Below are 18,729 nucleotides of genomic sequence, written 5' to 3' on the forward strand. Positions count from 1 at the left end.
TGAGTTTAGAATGAAATATTCAGGCCTAAAGTCAGGCTTAGCGGATTAGGATAACCATTGCCTACATTTTCAGGGTCAACTCCTGTGAATTCATTATCACCCCATGACTTTGTAATAGTAAGCAGGTTCTGCCCTTGCAGGTACAATCTTGCATTCTGCATTTTGTATTTACTGATAAATTCTTTTGGGAGGGTGTATCCTACAGATAATGACCGTAGTTTGAGATAAGAGCCTGACTCTACAAAATATGTAGAAGAGCGGCCTTCGTCATTCTTATTTGTCAGGCTTAGGGCAGGTATTTTAGAATTTGGATTTTCTGCTGTCCATGCATCCAGCAGGCGGGTGCCTTTGTTGTTGCCTGCTTCGAAGAACCAGAAGTCTGTCATTCTTTTCAGGTCATTGTATACATCTACTCCTGCTACTCCCTGAAAAAATATATTGAGATCGAAATTCTTATATGCCAGACTTACATTCAGTCCGTAGATAAAATCGGGATGAGGATTTCCTATCCACGTGCGGTCGTATCTGTCTGTAATCGATCCGTCATTGTTTATGTCCTTATATTTGAGGCGTCCAACGGCTTTTCCCTGCTGATCTGCGTGGGCATCGACTTCTTCCTGCGTTTTGAAAATGCCTTCAACTATATAGCCGAACATCATATCTTTCGAACGGCCTAATATTGTCTGATCGAAGCCATTTCCTCCATATGCATTCTTTACGGCATCGGGTAGGTATGTCACTTTATTTTTGTAAGAGGATAGGTTTCCTGTTATGCTATATCTGAAACCGTTTGCCGTTTCATCCATGTAGGAGATTATAAACTCGGCACCCCTGTTCTTCATTGAAGCGCCATTTACCCAGTAGTCGTATCCTTCACCTCCGGTAGCGACATTCGGCGGGAATATCAGAATGCCGGTTGTCTTTTTGTCGAAATAATCGATAGATCCGTTGATCTTGTTATTCAGGAAAGCAAAATCGATTCCGTAATTAGATTGGGTTGTTTCTTCCCACTTCAGGTTAGGATTTCCCCGCTTGGTTCTGTAATATCCCGAAGGGAGAGTTCCGGTTTTATTGCCAGAAAAGTCATAAGAGGAGTTATCGTATCCAGCGACATATACATTGTAGATACCATCATTGCTCAATATATCCTGATTACCCGTTTTTCCCCATCCGTAGCGAAGTTTTAAATTGGTGACAAACTTTATATTATCAGCGAAAAAGCTTTCTTCACTCAGTCGCCATCCCAAGGAGTATGCAGGAAATGTACCGTATCTGTTGTTCGGTCCGAATTTTGAAGACCCGTCCCTGCGGAGGGTGAAAGATGCCATATATTTGCTTCCGTATGTATAGTTTATTTTACCGAAGTAAGAAAACATGGTTGTCTCTGAACCCGATCCGCCGTTATTCTTCTCGGCTGTACCTGCATCGAGATACATATAGTCGGGGTTTTCCAGTGTAAAGGTTTCTCTGCTTCCCCAGACATTTTCGTTGTAGTCCCTTAAGGATTCTACAGCCGCCAGGACATCGAAATTATTTTTCTTGATAGAGAAATTGTAATTGACTGTATTTGTCCATGTCCAGTTGATAGAATGTTTTTGTTCCTGCTTCGCACTGTTTTTATCATAGGAGAGTGTTCCCGATTTATATTTCTTATTCATGGTGCGGGAATACCAGTTGCCATAATCTATACCGAAGTTTGTACGGATAACAAGATTTTTAATCGGCTGGAGATCCATATACACATTTCCGAATGTGCGTACAAAATGTTCCTTGTTTTGCTTCGTATCTTCCAGCAACCTTACAGGGTTATGTCTGTCGCCCATGCCGCTGGTAGGGCCGCCCCAACCGTTGCCGTCTACAGTATGCACCGGTACAATAGGATGCTGGATGAATGCCAGTCCCATTACGCCCGGATCGGTAACTTCGGTCAGGTAAGAAACAGAGAAGTTTTCTCCTACTTTGAGGATTTTATCAATGAGTTGATAATCGGAATTGAAACGTAAGGAGTATTTATCGAGTTTTGTAGTCCTTATTATACCGTTGTTTCCCATATATCCCAATGAAAATAAGGAATTACTACGCTCATTTCCGGTCGATACCGTTACATTATGCTTATGGGAAAAGGCTGTGCGGGTTACTTCGTCATACCAGTCAGTATCGGCAGGACGCATTGTTTGATCCTTATCGATGAAGTCAGGTAGATTCACTTTATCCAGAATAGGCCTTCCGGACGCATCTTTGTGCCAGTCGAAAGTATATTGCTGGTGAGCGGGCTCCAGACCGTCATTTACAGATGCACGCCAGAAAGATTCACCCCATTGCTGAGAATTTAGCATTTCTCTTTTTGTTGCATATGTTTGCATAGTCATCGACCCGTTGTAATCGATTCTCGGCTTGGTAGATTTACTGCCTCTTTTTGTCGTAATCAGGATAACTCCGTTAGATGCACGCGACCCGTAAATACTGGCAGAGGATGCATCTTTAAGTACCTGAATGGATTCGATGTCATTGTCATTCAGTTCGTGCATGGCTGCTTTTGTAGGAACCCCGTCGATTATATACAACGGGTTGTTATCACCGAATGTACTCAGCCCCCTTATCCTTACAGTAGCGGCATTTCGTGGTGAACCGTCGGAAGTAATAAATAACCCCGGCACTCGGCCTTGCAGGTCTTTCATGACATTTCCTCCCGGCATGTCTTTTATGTCGTTGAGGTCGACAACGGCAACGGCTCCGGTAAGGTCGGCCTTGCGTTGGGTCATGTAGCCTGTGACGATAACGTCGGTCAGCATTTTGGAATCTTCTTGTAATGTAATCTCAAAATGTGTTTTTCCATTAATTGTAATTTCCTGTTTTACAAATCCAATGAACGATATAACCAATGTTCCCGACGGGTTTGCATTCAAGGAGAAATCACCATTTTCGTCCGACGTAGTTCCGTTGGTAGTTCCTTTTTCAATAATTGTTGCGCCAATTATGGGTAAACCATCCTCTTCTGAGGTTATTTTCCCTTGTACAAGTGTTTTCTGCGCATGGGCAAAAGATGTGATGCAAAGTAAGCATATGAGAATATGCCATTTGAATGGATGCTTTTTTTTCATATAGTTAAAAATTTAAAGTTTAACGGAATCGTATTTTATTAGTGAATGATAAATTTCCGGGTTTTGTATGCTATATATCAGGCTAAACTGTTTCGTCTTAAAAGGCTACGGTTTTTCATATTGCAAATATTAATATGTAGATTAAGCTTCTTGGTCTGGTGCTTTTCGTGTTACTTGTAAACAAGTATTGAGTTTTTATTTACAATTTTGCGTAAATAAAATATCATTTAAAAAACAAATATATGAAATAATATTTTATATATGCAATATTTTATTTCATATATGTAAAAAATATTAATGCATTTTGTTTTTGGTATGCATAAAACATGAAATTTATTGTTTGTTTTATTAAGAGTGGGCAAAAGATTGGAAGAGGTTTATTAAACCCTATACAGATAGCGGAGATCTTTTGGAAAGAATAAATATAAAAATGAGGGTGATTTTTACATAGAGAAATTATCTATATATTTTTAGCTTATGGCTTATAGCTGTTAGCAAATAGTTCTTTGAAGTGGTTTTATTAGTGTATTGGTTAGGAGTATACTACTTTGCTAAGTGATAAGTATAAATTCTGTTACTTTTGTTACTTTTTGGATTTTCATACATGAAAGTTAACAGCTATAAAAACGGTTACTTTTGTTACTTTTTAACTATATGTTGTGAATATAGGTTAATTTTATGTCGGTTTTGACACCGGCTGGCTAAAACAAATCCAAGTGACCTGATATTGGATGCGCGTAACTTCTGGAAATCAGCTATTTATTTTGAAAAGGAAGTGGATTCTCTTATTATAATCTGCCCGAGTAAACTTACATTTATTGGTTTTATACTTTTATCGTTTACTCTTCGCATCATTAGTTCGATAGCTATATCAGTAATTTCCTCGCATGGCTGGGCATATGAGGTGAGCGGTGATTTCAGATAGCTGGCATATTTCATATTGTCGAAGCCACCGATCAGTACATCGATTCCGGTTTGTATGCCGAGGGTATCTATCGTGGACATCAGCATGGCTGCTGTAGAGTCATTGGCGCATATTATACCCGTCTTGCCGGAAGATATACTTATTTTCTTAACAAAGGAGGCATCTTCCGGATCTCCACAATATATGTTGGTGGAGTTGAATTCCATATTTCGCTTATGTACGGCAGCAGCAGCTCCTAAATGGCGTAGGATAACGGAAAAAGCAGAATTAGGACGATAAACAAAATTGATTACCGAGCAACCGGAATCGAGGAGATGTTCGGCCATAGTATATCCGGCATTGAAGTTATCCAGCGAAACCAAGTCGTAAGTACTTCGGTTAGGAAATTCAAGAATATCCCTGTCTATTAAGACCAAAGGTATGCCTGCAGTTGTAATTTTCTGACATATCTCCTTGTTGATACGGTCGGCATCAGGAATGCGCTCAAGCGGAGCAAAGAATATCCCGTCTACTTTTTGTGAAATGTAATCGTTTGAGCACTTCTCTGTAAGATCCTTTCTTATTTCGGCATTACCGGTAGTAGCGCCTTCCCAAAGGCATTTGAATTTTCCGTCATGAAAGTGTTTCAGGAAGCGGTTGCTTATAATAGAGAAGATCTCGGATTCTCCCGCTCCGGGTAATAACAATCCGAATGTAAGTTGGTTGTTTTTGTTACTTTGGAAAATTATTTTTGTTCCGACTCCTTTTTTCTTAGTGACGAAGTTCTCATCCTGTAAGGTGTTATAGACTTTTGTTATTGTCGGGCGCGATACTCCGTATTTCAGTGCCAATTCGTTCTCGGTAGGCAATAAGGAATCGAACGGCAGAGAGCCGTTTGCTATCTGATCACGTAATGTCTTTAGTATCGTTTTATAATTTTCCTTTGTTTTCATAAATGCTTACATATTGCATTGTTTATGCAAATGTAATAAAAAAACTGTCATGCATCATCTGAACACAAAGCTTAGGTTCGATACGCGCAATTATTTTATCTTTGAAAAAAGGAAAACCAGGTAGGCAATACAGATTGTCAGGATAATAACAGCCCCGTTCTGGCTCTGCAAAGCATCGGAAAATACGCCCATAAACAGAGGAAAAATGGCGCCACCCGATATACCCATAATCATCAGCCCTGATATCTCGTTATTTCTGGAAGGTATCAGTTGCATGGCCTGTGAAAATATCATCGGGAATATATTTGAGTTTCCTAAACCTAAAAGAGCTATACATCCGTAAATAAGCATTGTTGTATCGGCAAAAAATAATCCGGCGACACCTGCAAGCATCAGGCAAACACTTGTGATAAAGAACTTTCGGGACGATATCACAGATAGAATAAATGTGCCGGAGAAACATCCGATAGTACGGAATATGAAATAGACAACTATGGCATAGCCGGCCTCTTCCAGCGACATTCCTAGTCTTTCCATTAATATTTTAGGCGCTGTCAGGTTTGTTCCCACGTCGATTCCCACATGGACTAAAATTCCGATGAAAAGCATCAAGATGCTTTTGTTTGCCAGTAAGGCGAAGCATTCCTTAAAAGTAGATGAAGTGTTATCTTCCGGAGTTTCTTCGATAGATGTAAAGTAAAGCCACACGGTGGGGATCAGAGATATGGCGGCGAAAACAGGGAATAGCAATCTCCAGTTGCCGAGACTTACTGCAGCCCAACTCGCAATAATCGGCGCTAAGAATGAAGCGATAGCCTTTACGAATTGCCCGAAGGTAAGTGCACTGGCAAGCTGTTTTCCGTTGACTATATTAGTTACCAGCGGATTAAGAGATACCTGCATCAGTGTATTGCCTATTCCAAGCAGTGCAAAAGAAAGCAGCATTATGTAGAAGTTGTAACCAACAAGAGGAGTTACCATGGCGAGGAATGTAACAATAAGGCTTATGATAACGGTTCGGTGACGTCCTATTTTATTCATCAAAATGCTTGTGGGAATGGAAAGTGCCAAGAACCATAGGAAAACCATCGAGGGTAGTATATTGGATACTGTATCCGAAAGTTGAAAGTCAATCTTGATGTTATTGGTTGCTATTCCTACTAAGTCTACATATCCCATGACTAAGAAAGCGAGCATGACGGGGATAAGCTTAATGATATTCATGTTTTTCATATTGGCGTGTAATTAGTCGGTAAATGTTCTATTTGAAATATTAGACAAATATATGTCATTTTCAGTTCCGTTTTTTATTATTCCTAATGCTTTAGCAGCATTTAGTGCGGCGCCGATAGCGGCTTCTTCATTGTAGGGGGTCAGCCTGACTTGTTTGTCAAAAGTCTTTTCTATGATTTCTACAAACAATGGGTTTCTTTTCAGACCGTTTCCGCTTCCGCAAATATATTCTATTTGGGATGATAATTCAAGAAAAAGTCCGGTCTTATAATATTCTGCCAGTCCTTGCAGAAAGCCTGCAATGAGACTTCCGGGTTGAAAACTGGACGAATCGATATTTGTTATCTCTCCTTTTATCTCAGGATTCTTGCGTTGTCCTTCCAGCAAAGGTAATACTTTTAAGGCTTGTTTGTTCCGGTAGCTTTCCCGCGCAGCTTTTTCCATATTTTTCCATAGTTCGTCTTCATCTATCTTATTGAGATTAAATAAGGTTCTCCCTGACTCCCTGAAGAAGTTGAAGAGTGAATTATAAACAGAGCCTCCGTTGACAAAGCCTGTAGCCAATAAGAAATAGTTCTCATCATATGGTCGCAACTGTGTATCCAGCCCGTCTATATATTTGTCATATGCGCTCTTTTGTTCCTTTTCTATAAGCATGGACAACTGGGTTCCCGTACCGACATTCAATAATGCGCATTTAGCTTTCTCCGATACGCTCCCGAGAAAACTGGCCTGATTATCTCCCATAGCTGAAATGACAGGGATTGAACCGGATTTGGTTTTTCTATAGCCGATGAGGGAAGATTCTTCTACAATTTCGGGGAAAAGATCAGCTCTTAATCCTAAGTTTTCGATAAGCTCTCCATTCCATGTATTAGTATAGATATTAAAAAGCCCTATGCTATGTGCCATGGACGGACTCATCACTATTTTGTTTGCCAATAGTCCGGCAAAATAATCGGCTATAGTACAAAAGTAGGATATGTCCTCCCTATTCTCCAGAATGAGCCATTTATATAATGTTACTATGCCATAGCCATTGGAAATCGTTTCGTCACCGGTTATAGATTTTATTCTATTCAATAGCTTTTCCCCACCTGATATAATAGCTTCTCCACTTTTGTCTTCCCAAGTCACCAGATCGGTTACCGCTTCAAAGTCTTCATTCACTCCGACTATGCCGTGCATTTGTCCTGTAAAGCCAAAAGCAAGTATTTCGATATCGGGAATGCCTTCAATTTCATTTAGCAGATCATTAAATAATTTTGTCAGGAGGTCCACGGATTGTTCCTTTATCAGTGGGTTGGAAGAAGATACATATGCATTCGTATTGCGGGAAAAGACTTTCTCAATCTGCATATTGGTAGTATTGAAGATAACTGCAGAAAGGGAAGTAGTCCCAAAATCAATCCCTATAATACATGGCGTCATTTTCATTGTATCTGTTTTTTAATTTATCTGATATAGTTTAATGTCTTGGAAGGCAGCCTTTCCATTTTTTACAAAGAAGATAATATTTTCTCCTTTTTGTTCTGCCAAACGATTTACGATGCACCGTTCATTGTTGATATATACATCTATAATGTCGTCCAGGACGGTAATGTCTAATTTTATCGGTTTCCTGAGATTGAGAACCGATTCTATATTAGTTTCAAACAGGCCTACGAGTTGTTTGTTCGCATTCAACTCTAATTTATATCCTTTTTTATTCTTATCTGTGGATTTTAGGTATAAGCCGATTTCATCATAATTACCTTCCGGTGAAACTGTCATTGTTATTCTGTACTGGCGCGGCAATTTATTCATCGTGGCAATACCAAATCCGTTTGTCGAATTTATGGTGAGTATTTCTTTACCGATAGATGCATTAGCGCCGGAATTATCCGGAATCTGAATAGAAGGACCAGGAATGGCTTTCATTTCGGGAGCAACTTCAGGGAGTTGTCCTACAGTCAGTATCCCGTCTTTATCCTGAAACAACTCACGCAGGAGAATATTGCCACCCCAGATCATTCCGTCCGAATCTTTATTATCCTTTTTGCTGGTCATATATGATACAACAATGCGCCGTCCGTTCTTAAATTCTGCTGTTTTGCCTACGTTTCCCCATTTTTCGACCATTGGCTGGAAAGGCGGATATTCCCACGGGCCATAAGGTTGTTTCGATTTTACGTAGTATGTATTGCCATGTGTGCTGTATATCAGGTAATACCAATCGTTCCATTTAAAGTAGTCCGAACATTCAGGCACTCCGTTTTGGCCTTTTAAAGGAGATGTAGTTTCTGTCCAGTTTTTCAAATCTTTTGAAGTAAGATGTACCAGATAGCCACCCTGTCCGCTAATTACGGCATCTTTTTCATATCCCGAAACAAAGAGATGAAACAGCCCGTCTTTATCTTTAAATGCGCGTGGATCTCTGAAATCGCGGCTTATGCATTCTTTCGGTGCATAATAAAACGGATTGGGTTTTTGCTTCTTGAATGAGAGACCGCCATCCGTACTCATAGCATAACTCAACTGTTCATGTACGTCGTTCCCTTCTTTCACCCGTGTTGAGTAGAATGCGTATATTTTATTCCCGTCGGCAACTACCGATCCGGTACAAATCGACTTTTCCCATTCTTCATCGATACCCAGTGCGACAGGATAGTGTTTCCAGTTAATAAGATCTGTAGTTGTACTTAATGCCCATTGATGACCACCAAGCCCATTGAGCCCGGCGTGGTGCCCTTCGTCGAGCAGCCAATAAAGATAAAACGTACCGTTATGGAAAAATGGCATGCAATCTCCCGCAAATAAATGTTCTTCTGCCGGCTTAAAGTACTGCATATTGGTTGTGCGTTGTATAGCAGGGTTATAATCTTTTACTACCTGAGCATATGATGTCGCATTTAAACCAAAAATTAAAGCGAGCAAAATAAGGAAAGTCTTTTTCATATACATATTAATATTTATGTGGATAACGTATTATTTATTTGACAAATGTAAACTATCAAAATTTAATATGCAAATTAAATGTAAAAATATTTCTTTCTTATTTACAATGATTGGTTGTATTGGACTAATTATGATTTTATTATAATGGATCTTTATTTTTTAAATAAAAAAAATATGTTTCGTTTTAAATGATTATTAATTAGTTATTTATATCATTTGTGTTATTGATTTGAGTAACGACTTTATTTAAAATATTCTACTCTTAAATATTTTATTTATTTCTGGGTATGATAATAATTTGCATATTTTATTTGCATATGTATGTAATTAATTTTACTTTTGAGGCAATGTATGAATGATTTTCGTAAACAAACTGAATGTCTAATATAATTAAAAGAAAAATGCTAAAATCTAAAGTTTTCTTATTTCTGTTAATCTGTATTTTGGGCTCATCACATCTCTACGCTCAAAGTTCTGCAAAAATTGATTTGTTAAGTAACTGGTGGAAGTTCGATTTGTCCGGAACTCCGCAAGGAAAGATTAATAAGGGTTCTAAATCAGGTGAGATTATAACAAAAAATCCGACAGAAGGGTTTACTGTCAGGTTTAATGTCGATCTGCAAAAGTTTGAGGGGCAGCAAAATATACTCGATATTCCGGGAGTTATGTCCGTTCGCTTACGGCGGGCAAATCCACAGGATCGTAATCGCCAAAATTATCCGGCATTCAAGATGGAAGACGGATCACTGCCTGTTCTTGAGGCTACTTTAATTTTGCATCGTCCCGACAAAGAACCAAAAGAGCAAAAAATGGAAATAGGATTTCCGCTTGCCATGCTAAAGAATATTTATGGAAAACACGAAGTTATCCTTAGTTTTAACGGGCCTCACTGGACGATGTATGTGGATGGCGAACTTGTCGACAGTGATTTTCCTATCGGTTACCCTGAATGGGGAACTAAATCGGCGTGGTCATTTAATCATGCATTTGTGGAAAATGCTGAAATATTTATGCCCGCGATTAAGCCGGAAAGAGATATGTCGAAAAAGCATGCCGAAAGGCCTCAGGTGCAATATTGGACACCGACAGGACACAATTCATGGGTAGGGGATGTGGCTACATTGTTTCATAATGGACGTTTCCATGTTTTTTATTTATACGATAGAAGACATCATTCCAGTAAGTTCGGTTGCGGAGGACATTATTTCGAACATCTTTCCACAACGGATTTTAAGACATGGACAGAGCATGAGCCGGCTACGCCGATCGATGAACAATGGGAAACTTTTGGTACGGGAACACCTTTTGTAGTGGGAGATAAGCTGTGTGTTTCCTATGGATTGCACACTTCACGTATTTATCCGGATGAGAAAACAATGTATCCGGCGTTGAAGGATTATTTCGAAAAAAATAATAAAACAGGATTCTTCGATTATAATTCATTTCCTTTAGTTCCTTCGGGTGCAACATATTCTGTAAGCCAGAACGGTATATCCGATTTTAAAAAGAGCAAAAGAATTATACACTACAGTGAAAATCCTACGATATATACCGATGCCGACGGAAAACTGACTATGCTTGCCAGCTTCCGTTCGAAAGGAATGTGGCAGTCCGAATCCGTCGACGGAGGGTGGTATTGTATTAACAAGGATTTTCCTCCTGGCGGAGATTGTACTTTTTATTTTCGCTGGGGCAATTATGACTATATAATTGGCGGTTTTGTCGATTTATGGTCTAAACCTATAGCGGCTGCAAATACGGAGTATAAAAGTATTAAGGCATTAGGTGAAGATTTTTATAACGGATTTAATGTACCTGCAATATCTGAAATTACAGATGGTCGTTTTCTAATGTCAGCATGGTTGCCTGTTCGCGGATGGGGAGGCCCTCTTCTTATTCATGAGATGATTCAATATCCTAATGGCCGTATTGGAACAAAATGGATGAATGAACTGGTTCCGGAAACGGGTGAGGCTGTTAAGGTTACCGATAAACTAGAGAGTTCTATGTTTTACGATGTGGCATCTGAATCGTTTATGCTTTCGTTCGATGTCGTACCTAATAAAGAAAAGAAAGGGAAATTTGCTGTTTCATTTTTACCACAAGAGGGTGATAATAAAGGTTGCGAATTTCAGTTACGTTTAGATGATTTGGTAGCGCAATATAGCAATGCATCCTTTGAAGGCTATTCCGGAGCAGAAAAATCATTGAGAAATGGAGGAAATCCTCAGGAAGCGCGTAACTATGCAATTGAAAATTTGATTGGAGTGGATAAACCGTTTTCGGTACGTATGGTGGTTAAATATACGGATAAACTGGGAGGTGTTCTTATCGATTCGGAAATAGCCGGACAACGTACAATGATAACTTATCGACCAGACCTGCTAGTTAAAAAAATGATGTTTAAATCGGAGAATGTTGAGATAAAGAATGTAAAGTTGGCTCCCTTGAAATAGATTTTTTATTTATTAAATACTCACTTAAAATATTACCAAGTAGAAAAACCTATTTTACTACTTGGTAATATTTTTGTCTTGTGGCGGCATTTGTCCGCCTATGTTAAATAATGTTGGTATACCAGAAAATATTTATACATTTATACCTTGTTCCTTAATGAAGATCTAGATGAAAAACCGCAGCGAAAAAGATTATGATTTGATAAACGCAATTTCAAATGGTGATTATTTGAGCTACAACCAATTATTTATGTACTACTATAATCCGCTATGCCGTTATGCTTTTTCCATAATAAAAAGCAAGACTGATGCGGAAGACATAGTGCAGGAATTATTCCTTAATATATGGAACAACAGAAAAAGGCTGGAGATATACACAAACGTTTCTTCTTATCTATACAGTGCGATCAGAAATATGACATTAAATTATATCCGCGATAATAATAAGAATAAAATTCCTTTAGAAAATATTCAGGATATAGAAAACACTTCAGAAGAGCAGTTTCTCGAACAGGAAGAGTTTCGGAAAGCGCTCAACGATTGTATTAAAGAACTACCACAACGATGCCGGGAAGTGCTGATACTGCAAAGAGTAAAAGGGCTGCGGCAAAAGGAAATCTCCGAAAAACTCAATATCTCCATAAAAACGATTAAGAATCAGATATGGATTTCAATGCAAAGAATAAAAATCTGTATCGGATTAAAAGGGTTCTAAATTTTTCTCAAAAAACAATAGGACTTTTTTTTATTTCATGTGTCATACTAATAAATAAAGATAAAAATGGACAATAACATTGGACAACATATCGCTGAACATTTTCTTGAGAATGAAGAAAATCCGGTTACCGATCCTGTTCTCTTGGAATGGCTGGCGCAGAGTCCGTCAAACATACAATTATTTGAGGAATATAAAAAAATATGGATTGAAGTCCGGAATGTTTATAATATTGAATCTTTCGACGCCGATACTGCATGGGAAAATGTAAATAATTATAATCAGGAGAAAAAGATACGGCGACGCCGTATCAGAAGTACAATATATGCACTGTCAGGCGTGGCGGCTTCCGTTGTTTTATTTATTTCCTTGTTTTTTACGGGTTATGTTCAATGGACAGATACTGCTTCAGATACAATAAGGATGTCTACTGCATATGGTAACCGCTCCGACATAGTTTTACCCGACGGAACCAAAGTGAGGTTAAATGTGGGTACTGATCTTGAATATTCTTTTAATAAAAAAGAAAACACGCGTGAAGTAAACTTTAAAGGTGAAGCTTTTTTCGAAGTGGCAAAAAGCAAAGCGCCTTTTGTAATCAATACTCCTGCAGACTTACAGGTGAAAGTATTGGGTACTACATTCAGCCTTGCAGCATATGAAGACGATAATACGATTCAGACCTCATTACTGGAAGGAAAGATTGAACTTAGTAATGCAAAGCAGAAATTATTAATGGAGCCGGGTGAAATAATCAGTTATGATAAAACCACCAGACAAATGGCACCGGCAGAAGTGGATATTTCGCATACATACGGTTGGGTCAATAACAAATTATATATGGACAACATGTCATTGACCGATGTGTGTAAAAACCTCGAACGCTGGTATGATGTAGAGATAGATGTGCCGGCTGAAATGAGTACCAAGATTCATTATACAGGAGTGTTGCAGGAGGAAAGTTTTATCGACATCCTTGAAGCATTACGCAGTTTAAGTAATATAAGATATGAAATAAAAGGAAGGAATATCAAGATAAAGCAAAAATAATAACCTTTAAAAACCGATCGCCTATGGAATAACACAGAAGAAATGATAAATAGACGATAATAGCGAAAAAATGGGAAATGATTGCGCCATTCCCCATTATTATTCGACTGTTATCTGTATAAGAGCATACTAATACTATTTGAAAATAACAATCTAATCACAAATATATGAAATATAATTCTATCCGGAAGCCTAAAGAGAATAGGTTCTTCCATAAAACATTGTTATGTATGAAACTAATGGTCGTATTTCTGACATTATTTTCCTTAAATGTGTCAGCAACAATGTATTCACAGACCAAGATGCTAACCTTAGATGTAAAAAACAAAACTATAAAGGAAGTTCTTCATCAGATAGAAAATCAATCGCAATTCCGTTTCATTTATGAAAATGAGAATGTAGATTTCGATAAAAAAATTAGCATTCGGGTCAAGGATCAAACTGTAGTAGATGTATTGAACCTTCTTTTTCAAAAGGAGGGTGTAGACTATGTTATAACAGAGAAAAACCTGATATTGATTAACCCTACAAATAAAAGGAGTGAGCAAGCAGTGAATCAACCTGATGAAATAAAGCAGGGCATTGCTGTATCAGGTATGGTAACGGATGAATCGGGAGAGCCGATGATCGGAGCCAGTGTAACCGTAAAAGGCAGCACTGTAGGAGTTATGACCGATGAGAATGGGCGATTTAATTTTACTGTACAGGATAGGTCTGCTGTCTTGCAGTTTTCTTTTATCGGTTATCTAACGCAGGAAATTCCGGTTGCAAACAGGTCTGTGTTTAATATTACGCTTATAGAAGACAATCGGATTATGGAGGAAGTTATTGTTGTCGGATATGGTGTCCAAAAGAAGGCTTCGGCTGTAGGAGCTATTTCATCCATAAAAGGAGAATCCCTGACAACTACCCCTGCATTAAATCTTGCTTCAGGGCTGGCTGGTAAGGCTTCAGGGCTTATGGCTATCAACCGTAGCGGGGAGCCCGGTAATGACGGCGCCATTCTGCGAATCAGGGGACAGAATACTATGGGAAACAATGATCCGCTGATTGTTGTCGACGGTGTTGCTAATCGTCAGGGTGGACTGGACCGTATCGATCCGGCAGATATTGAAAGCATTTCTATCCTAAAGGATGCTTCTGCCGCAATATATGGTGCGCAGGCCGCGAACGGGGTTATTCTGGTCACTACAAAAAAGGGAAAAACCGGTAGGCCGCAGGTGACTTACTCATATAATCAGGGTTTTGCTAAAGCAACACGTTATCCGGAAATGGCTGATGCTGCTACATATGCTACCATGATGAACGAACTGGCTTACTACAGAGGAAACTCTGATGTATATACTCCTGAAGAAATTCAGAAATTCAGGGACGGTTCAGACCCTTGGCTGTATCCGAATACAGATTGGTTCGATATTATAATGAAAGACCTTTCGCCTCAGCATAAGCAAAATCTGACAATAAATGGAGGTACAGATTATCTGAAATATTATGTTTCGGCGGGTAATATCGGTCAGGACGGTTTCTATGAAAATAGTGGAACACGTTATGATCAGTGGAATCTGAGAAGTAACTTCGATATCAAATTCAGCGAATTTTTCAATCTGGGAGTAGGCATCAATGCACGTGAAGAAAAGAAAAAAGGGCTTACTCAGTCCAATTATTACGAAGTGGTAATGAAGGCAAAACCTACACAGATAGGTTTCTGGCCTAATGGCTTACCGGGTCCTGCTGTAGAGGGAAATAACAATCCGGCGATAGGTGCTTCAAAAGACGCCGGTTATAATCGTACAAAAGACTATTATATCCAGACTAACTTCAAACTGGAAGTAAAGAATCCATGGATTAAGGAATTGAAATTTACTACTAATGTAGCATATGATAAACGGATGCAATATACCAAGCAGTTCCGTAAACTGATGACTACTTATAATTGGGATAAGATATCTTACGATGAAAATGGCGTACCCGTATTAGTTCCATATATTCAGGCTTCTAATCAGGCCGATCCTGATCTTAATCAGTCTACTTCAGATGCAACAAGTTTGGTATTGAATGCATTGCTGCAATATGACAAGAGGTTCGACGATATTCATAATCTAAGTGTGCTTGTTGGAACTGAAAGTAATAAACATACATCCGATTTTTTCTCAGCGTATAGACGCTACTATATCTCCGATGCAATCGATGAATTATTCGCCGGAGGAGATAAAGATAAAGACAACAACGGTTATTCATCGGAATCAACAAGACAAAATTATTTCGGACGACTGAATTACAGTTTTAAAGACAGGTATTTGTTCGAGTTTGTAGGACGTTACGACGGTTCGTATATTTTCCCTAAAAAGGGACGTTATGGATTCTTTCCCGGATTTATGGTTGGATGGGTAGCTTCTGAAGAAGATTTCTGGAAAGAAAAGTTGCCTCTTATCAATTATTTCAAATTAAGAGGGTCTTGGGGACAGACAGGTAATGACCGGATAGACCCTTATCAATTCTTATCGAGTTTCAGATATAGTAGTGAGAATCTGATATTGGGAGAAAATATAGAAAACAAAGCCATTTATTCATCCCGTATAGGTAATCCGGATGTGACGTGGGAAGTTGCCAATCAGGCAAATATAGCATTTGAAGCGCAGATGTTCAGAGGAAAACTGGCTTTCGGTATGGATTTTTTCTATAATAAAAGAAGCCAGATGCTGATAACAAGAAATGCCTCTATCCCTAAATATACAGGTATGACTTTGCCTAGGGAAAATATAGGCAGAATGGAAAATAAAGGTTTTGACTTCGATATAACTTACCATGGACAGATAGATAAAGTTGGTTTTACTCTTACTGCCAACGGAGGATATGCTAAAAATAAAATTCTGTTTTGGGACGAAGCAGCGAATGTAGAAGATCACCAGAGATCGACAGGGCATCCAATCAATACTAATTTATATTACCGTGCATTAGGCATATTTAAGAATCAGGAAGAAGTTGATAAAACACCACACTTTTCGGGAGCGCGGCCGGGAGATGTTATATTCGAAGATGTTAATGGTGATGATGTAATAGACTCTAAAGACAGGGTAAGAATAGACCGGAACAGTGTTCCTACTTTCACCGGATCATTTACAGCCAGTTTCAATTACAGGGACTTCGATTTAATGCTGATGTTTCAGGGTGCAGCAGGGGCCTCGGCCTATGTTAAAACATTCTCAGGACAGGTTGGTAACTACCTGAAAGAAGAAGCTGATAACAGATGGACGGAAAGTAATCCGAATGCAAAATATCCGAGAGCATACAATCGTGATGAAGAATACTGGCGAAGTCAGCCTAATACTTTCTTCCTTAAGAGTACCGATTATATACGTCTTAAAAATATAGAATTAGGTTACAGACTGCCTAAAAGCCTGATTGGTCAGACTCCGATAAAAGATGTCAGGATTTATGTAAGCGGCTTCAACTTATTGACTTTCGACAAACTGAAAGTATTCGATCCTGAAGGCGATAATCAGACCGGACAATTTTATCCGCAACAGAAAGTGTATAATATAGGTGCTTCAATAACCTTTTAATCAAGTTGAAATAATATGAAAAATATATATTACCTATTAATTGTTTTGATGACAGGATTTTGCTCCTGTGTAGATATGGATCTGGAACCAAAGGACGAATTGAGCGAGTCGGCATTGTATAAAGATGCTCCGTTGCTCGAGGCTTTTCTCAACAACCAATATTATTATGCAGGACATGGATTCTCAGCGCGTGAATTACTCTTGGCCGGTCTTTGCGACGAAGCTCGTTTTACTCATGCCTGGTCACAACCCGTATATACGCTGAACGGTACGGTAACTCCTGCCCAACTGGGGGGAATAGTGAGATTCCGTCAGTTTAACTGGGGCGATGTTTACAAAGGCATCAGGGAATGTAATATGATTCTGGAAAACACAGAAGAAGGTGTGACCACTATTACCGACAAAGATTTTATTAAAAAGATAAGAGGTCAGGCCATTTTTCTCAGGGCATATCACTATCATAATCTTATTCGTATATACGGTGGTGTACCGATTGTCGAAAATACCTTTAAGCTTAACGATGACTTTTTTGTACCTCGTAATACGTTGGCAGAATGTATAAAATTTGTAGCTGATGAGTGTGACAGGGCAGCAGAACTATTACCTGATAAATGGACTGATTCTAATATCGGGCGCGCTTCCAAAGGTGCTGCACTTACTCTTAAGTCGAGGATGTTACTATATGCAGCCAGTGATTTATTCAATAGTCCGGATGCATGGACTACAGGTTATAAAAATCCTGAATTAATCGCTTATACGGACAATAACAGACAGGCCCGTTGGCAAGCTGCTAAAGATGCAGCAAAAGCTGTTATAGACCTTAATGTATATAAGTTGTATAAAGAAGATCCTGCTGCAGGAGATTCGATAGCACGGAATTACCATGAAATCTTCATTACCAAGAAGCATGAAGAAATAATCTGGCAGAAATTCTATCTGGCAAAGGATGTGGATAACACACGTTTTGCCCGTTGGTACGGACCTAACGGTTACGGTGGATGGGGAAGCGACGGCCCTACACAACAGTTAGTAGACTACTTCCTGATGAAAGACGGCAGTAAGTTCGACTGGACGAATCCGGCACATGCGGCGAATCCGTATAAAGACCGCGACCCTCGTCTTAGAGGCAGCATTCTTTATGATGGAACTAAGTTTCAGACACGTATACCTGCCACTATCGGATGGGATCCGGAAGGTATTATCGAAACGGCAGTTTCAATCGAATATATAAATGATAAAGGAGAGAAAGTAACCCGTCCGGGACTCGATACCCGTAAAGGCCCTTATGAGGACTGGAATGGTTCTTATACTAATTATTATATCAATAAGTTTATAAATAATGATTTCACTGTAAACTCAGATCAACAGGAAATACCATGGATATATATGCGTTATGCAGAGGTATTATTGAACTATGCAGAGGCCTGTATCGGAGCCGGCGATGAGGGTGAAGCTATATCTACACTTAACAAACTGCGTAAAAGAGCCGGAATGCCGGATATACCTGCTACTACTACAGGTGCTGCGTTACTCGACTTATGCAGAAACGAACGTATAGTTGAACTGGCGTTCGAAGAACACCGCTATTTCGATGCCCGTCGTTGGCTTACCGCTCAAAAAGATTTTTCTAGGAAAGCAAGCGGTATAGATATTACAGCTAAACTGAATGCTGATAATAAAACCTATACTAAAACTTATACTGTGCCTTCTGCCGAAACACAGGATCGTAAATTTAGTATTCAGAACTATTTATCACCGATTCCTGAAGAAGAAATGAACGCAAATAGTTTATTTATTCAAAATCCGGGATACTAATT

Annotated in this window: 10 protein-coding genes; 5 read left to right on the forward strand and 5 right to left on the reverse strand. The window is 39.0% G+C overall.

The features are described from left to right. Positions 1 to 5: 5 nt before the first annotated feature. The 5 genes from K348_RS0112845 to K348_RS0112870 all read right to left on the reverse strand — a co-directional run bounded on the left by K348_RS0112845 (position 6) and on the right by K348_RS0112870 (position 9,128). Complete coding sequence (locus tag K348_RS0112845; protein WP_029905343.1) at positions 6 to 3,101, reverse strand: TonB-dependent receptor; 3,096 nt, start codon at positions 3,099 to 3,101, stop codon at positions 6 to 8. 759 nt (positions 3,102 to 3,860) lie between these two features. Continuing rightward, positions 3,861 to 4,958 carry a GntR family transcriptional regulator gene (locus tag K348_RS0112855; RefSeq protein WP_029905344.1) on the reverse strand — a complete coding sequence of 366 codons (1,098 nt, stop codon included), beginning with the start codon at positions 4,956 to 4,958 and terminating at the stop codon, positions 3,861 to 3,863. A gap of 90 nt (positions 4,959 to 5,048) precedes the next feature. Next, entirely contained in the window at positions 5,049 to 6,191 is a 1,143-nt protein-coding gene (locus K348_RS0112860; protein WP_029905345.1) for a sugar MFS transporter, read from the reverse strand. A 12-nt stretch (positions 6,192 to 6,203) separates the two neighbouring features. Further along, a complete protein-coding gene (locus K348_RS0112865) occupies positions 6,204 to 7,628 on the reverse strand; it encodes a sedoheptulokinase (protein WP_081852570.1) in 1,425 nt (474 codons plus the stop codon). Positions 7,629 to 7,640: 12 nt separating this feature from the next. Then, positions 7,641 to 9,128: a family 43 glycosylhydrolase gene (locus K348_RS0112870; protein WP_029905347.1), complete on the reverse strand. Its 1,488-nt coding sequence runs from the start codon at positions 9,126 to 9,128 to the stop codon at positions 7,641 to 7,643. 401 nt (positions 9,129 to 9,529) lie between these two features. Between K348_RS0112870 and K348_RS0112875 the strand changes: the two genes are divergently transcribed. The 5 genes from K348_RS0112875 to K348_RS0112895 all read left to right on the forward strand — a co-directional run bounded on the left by K348_RS0112875 (position 9,530) and on the right by K348_RS0112895 (position 18,727). Next, positions 9,530 to 11,584: a hypothetical protein gene (locus tag K348_RS0112875; protein ID WP_197027660.1), complete on the forward strand. Its 2,055-nt coding sequence runs from the start codon at positions 9,530 to 9,532 to the stop codon at positions 11,582 to 11,584. 169 nt (positions 11,585 to 11,753) lie between these two features. Beyond that, entirely contained in the window at positions 11,754 to 12,299 is a 546-nt protein-coding gene (locus K348_RS0112880) for an RNA polymerase sigma factor (RefSeq protein ID WP_029905349.1), read from the forward strand. A gap of 66 nt (positions 12,300 to 12,365) precedes the next feature. Further along, a complete protein-coding gene (locus K348_RS0112885) occupies positions 12,366 to 13,349 on the forward strand; it encodes a FecR family protein (RefSeq protein WP_029905350.1) in 984 nt (327 codons plus the stop codon). A 230-nt stretch (positions 13,350 to 13,579) separates the two neighbouring features. Continuing rightward, a complete protein-coding gene (locus tag K348_RS0112890; protein WP_197027661.1) occupies positions 13,580 to 16,912 on the forward strand; it encodes a TonB-dependent receptor in 3,333 nt (1,110 codons plus the stop codon). A gap of 15 nt (positions 16,913 to 16,927) precedes the next feature. Further along, positions 16,928 to 18,727 carry a RagB/SusD family nutrient uptake outer membrane protein gene (locus K348_RS0112895; protein ID WP_029905352.1) on the forward strand — a complete coding sequence of 600 codons (1,800 nt, stop codon included), beginning with the start codon at positions 16,928 to 16,930 and terminating at the stop codon, positions 18,725 to 18,727. Positions 18,728 to 18,729 lie beyond the last annotated feature (2 nt).

Source organism: Prevotella sp. 10(H) (assembly GCF_000711235.1).
Taxonomy (GTDB): domain Bacteria; phylum Bacteroidota; class Bacteroidia; order Bacteroidales; family Dysgonomonadaceae; genus Dysgonomonas.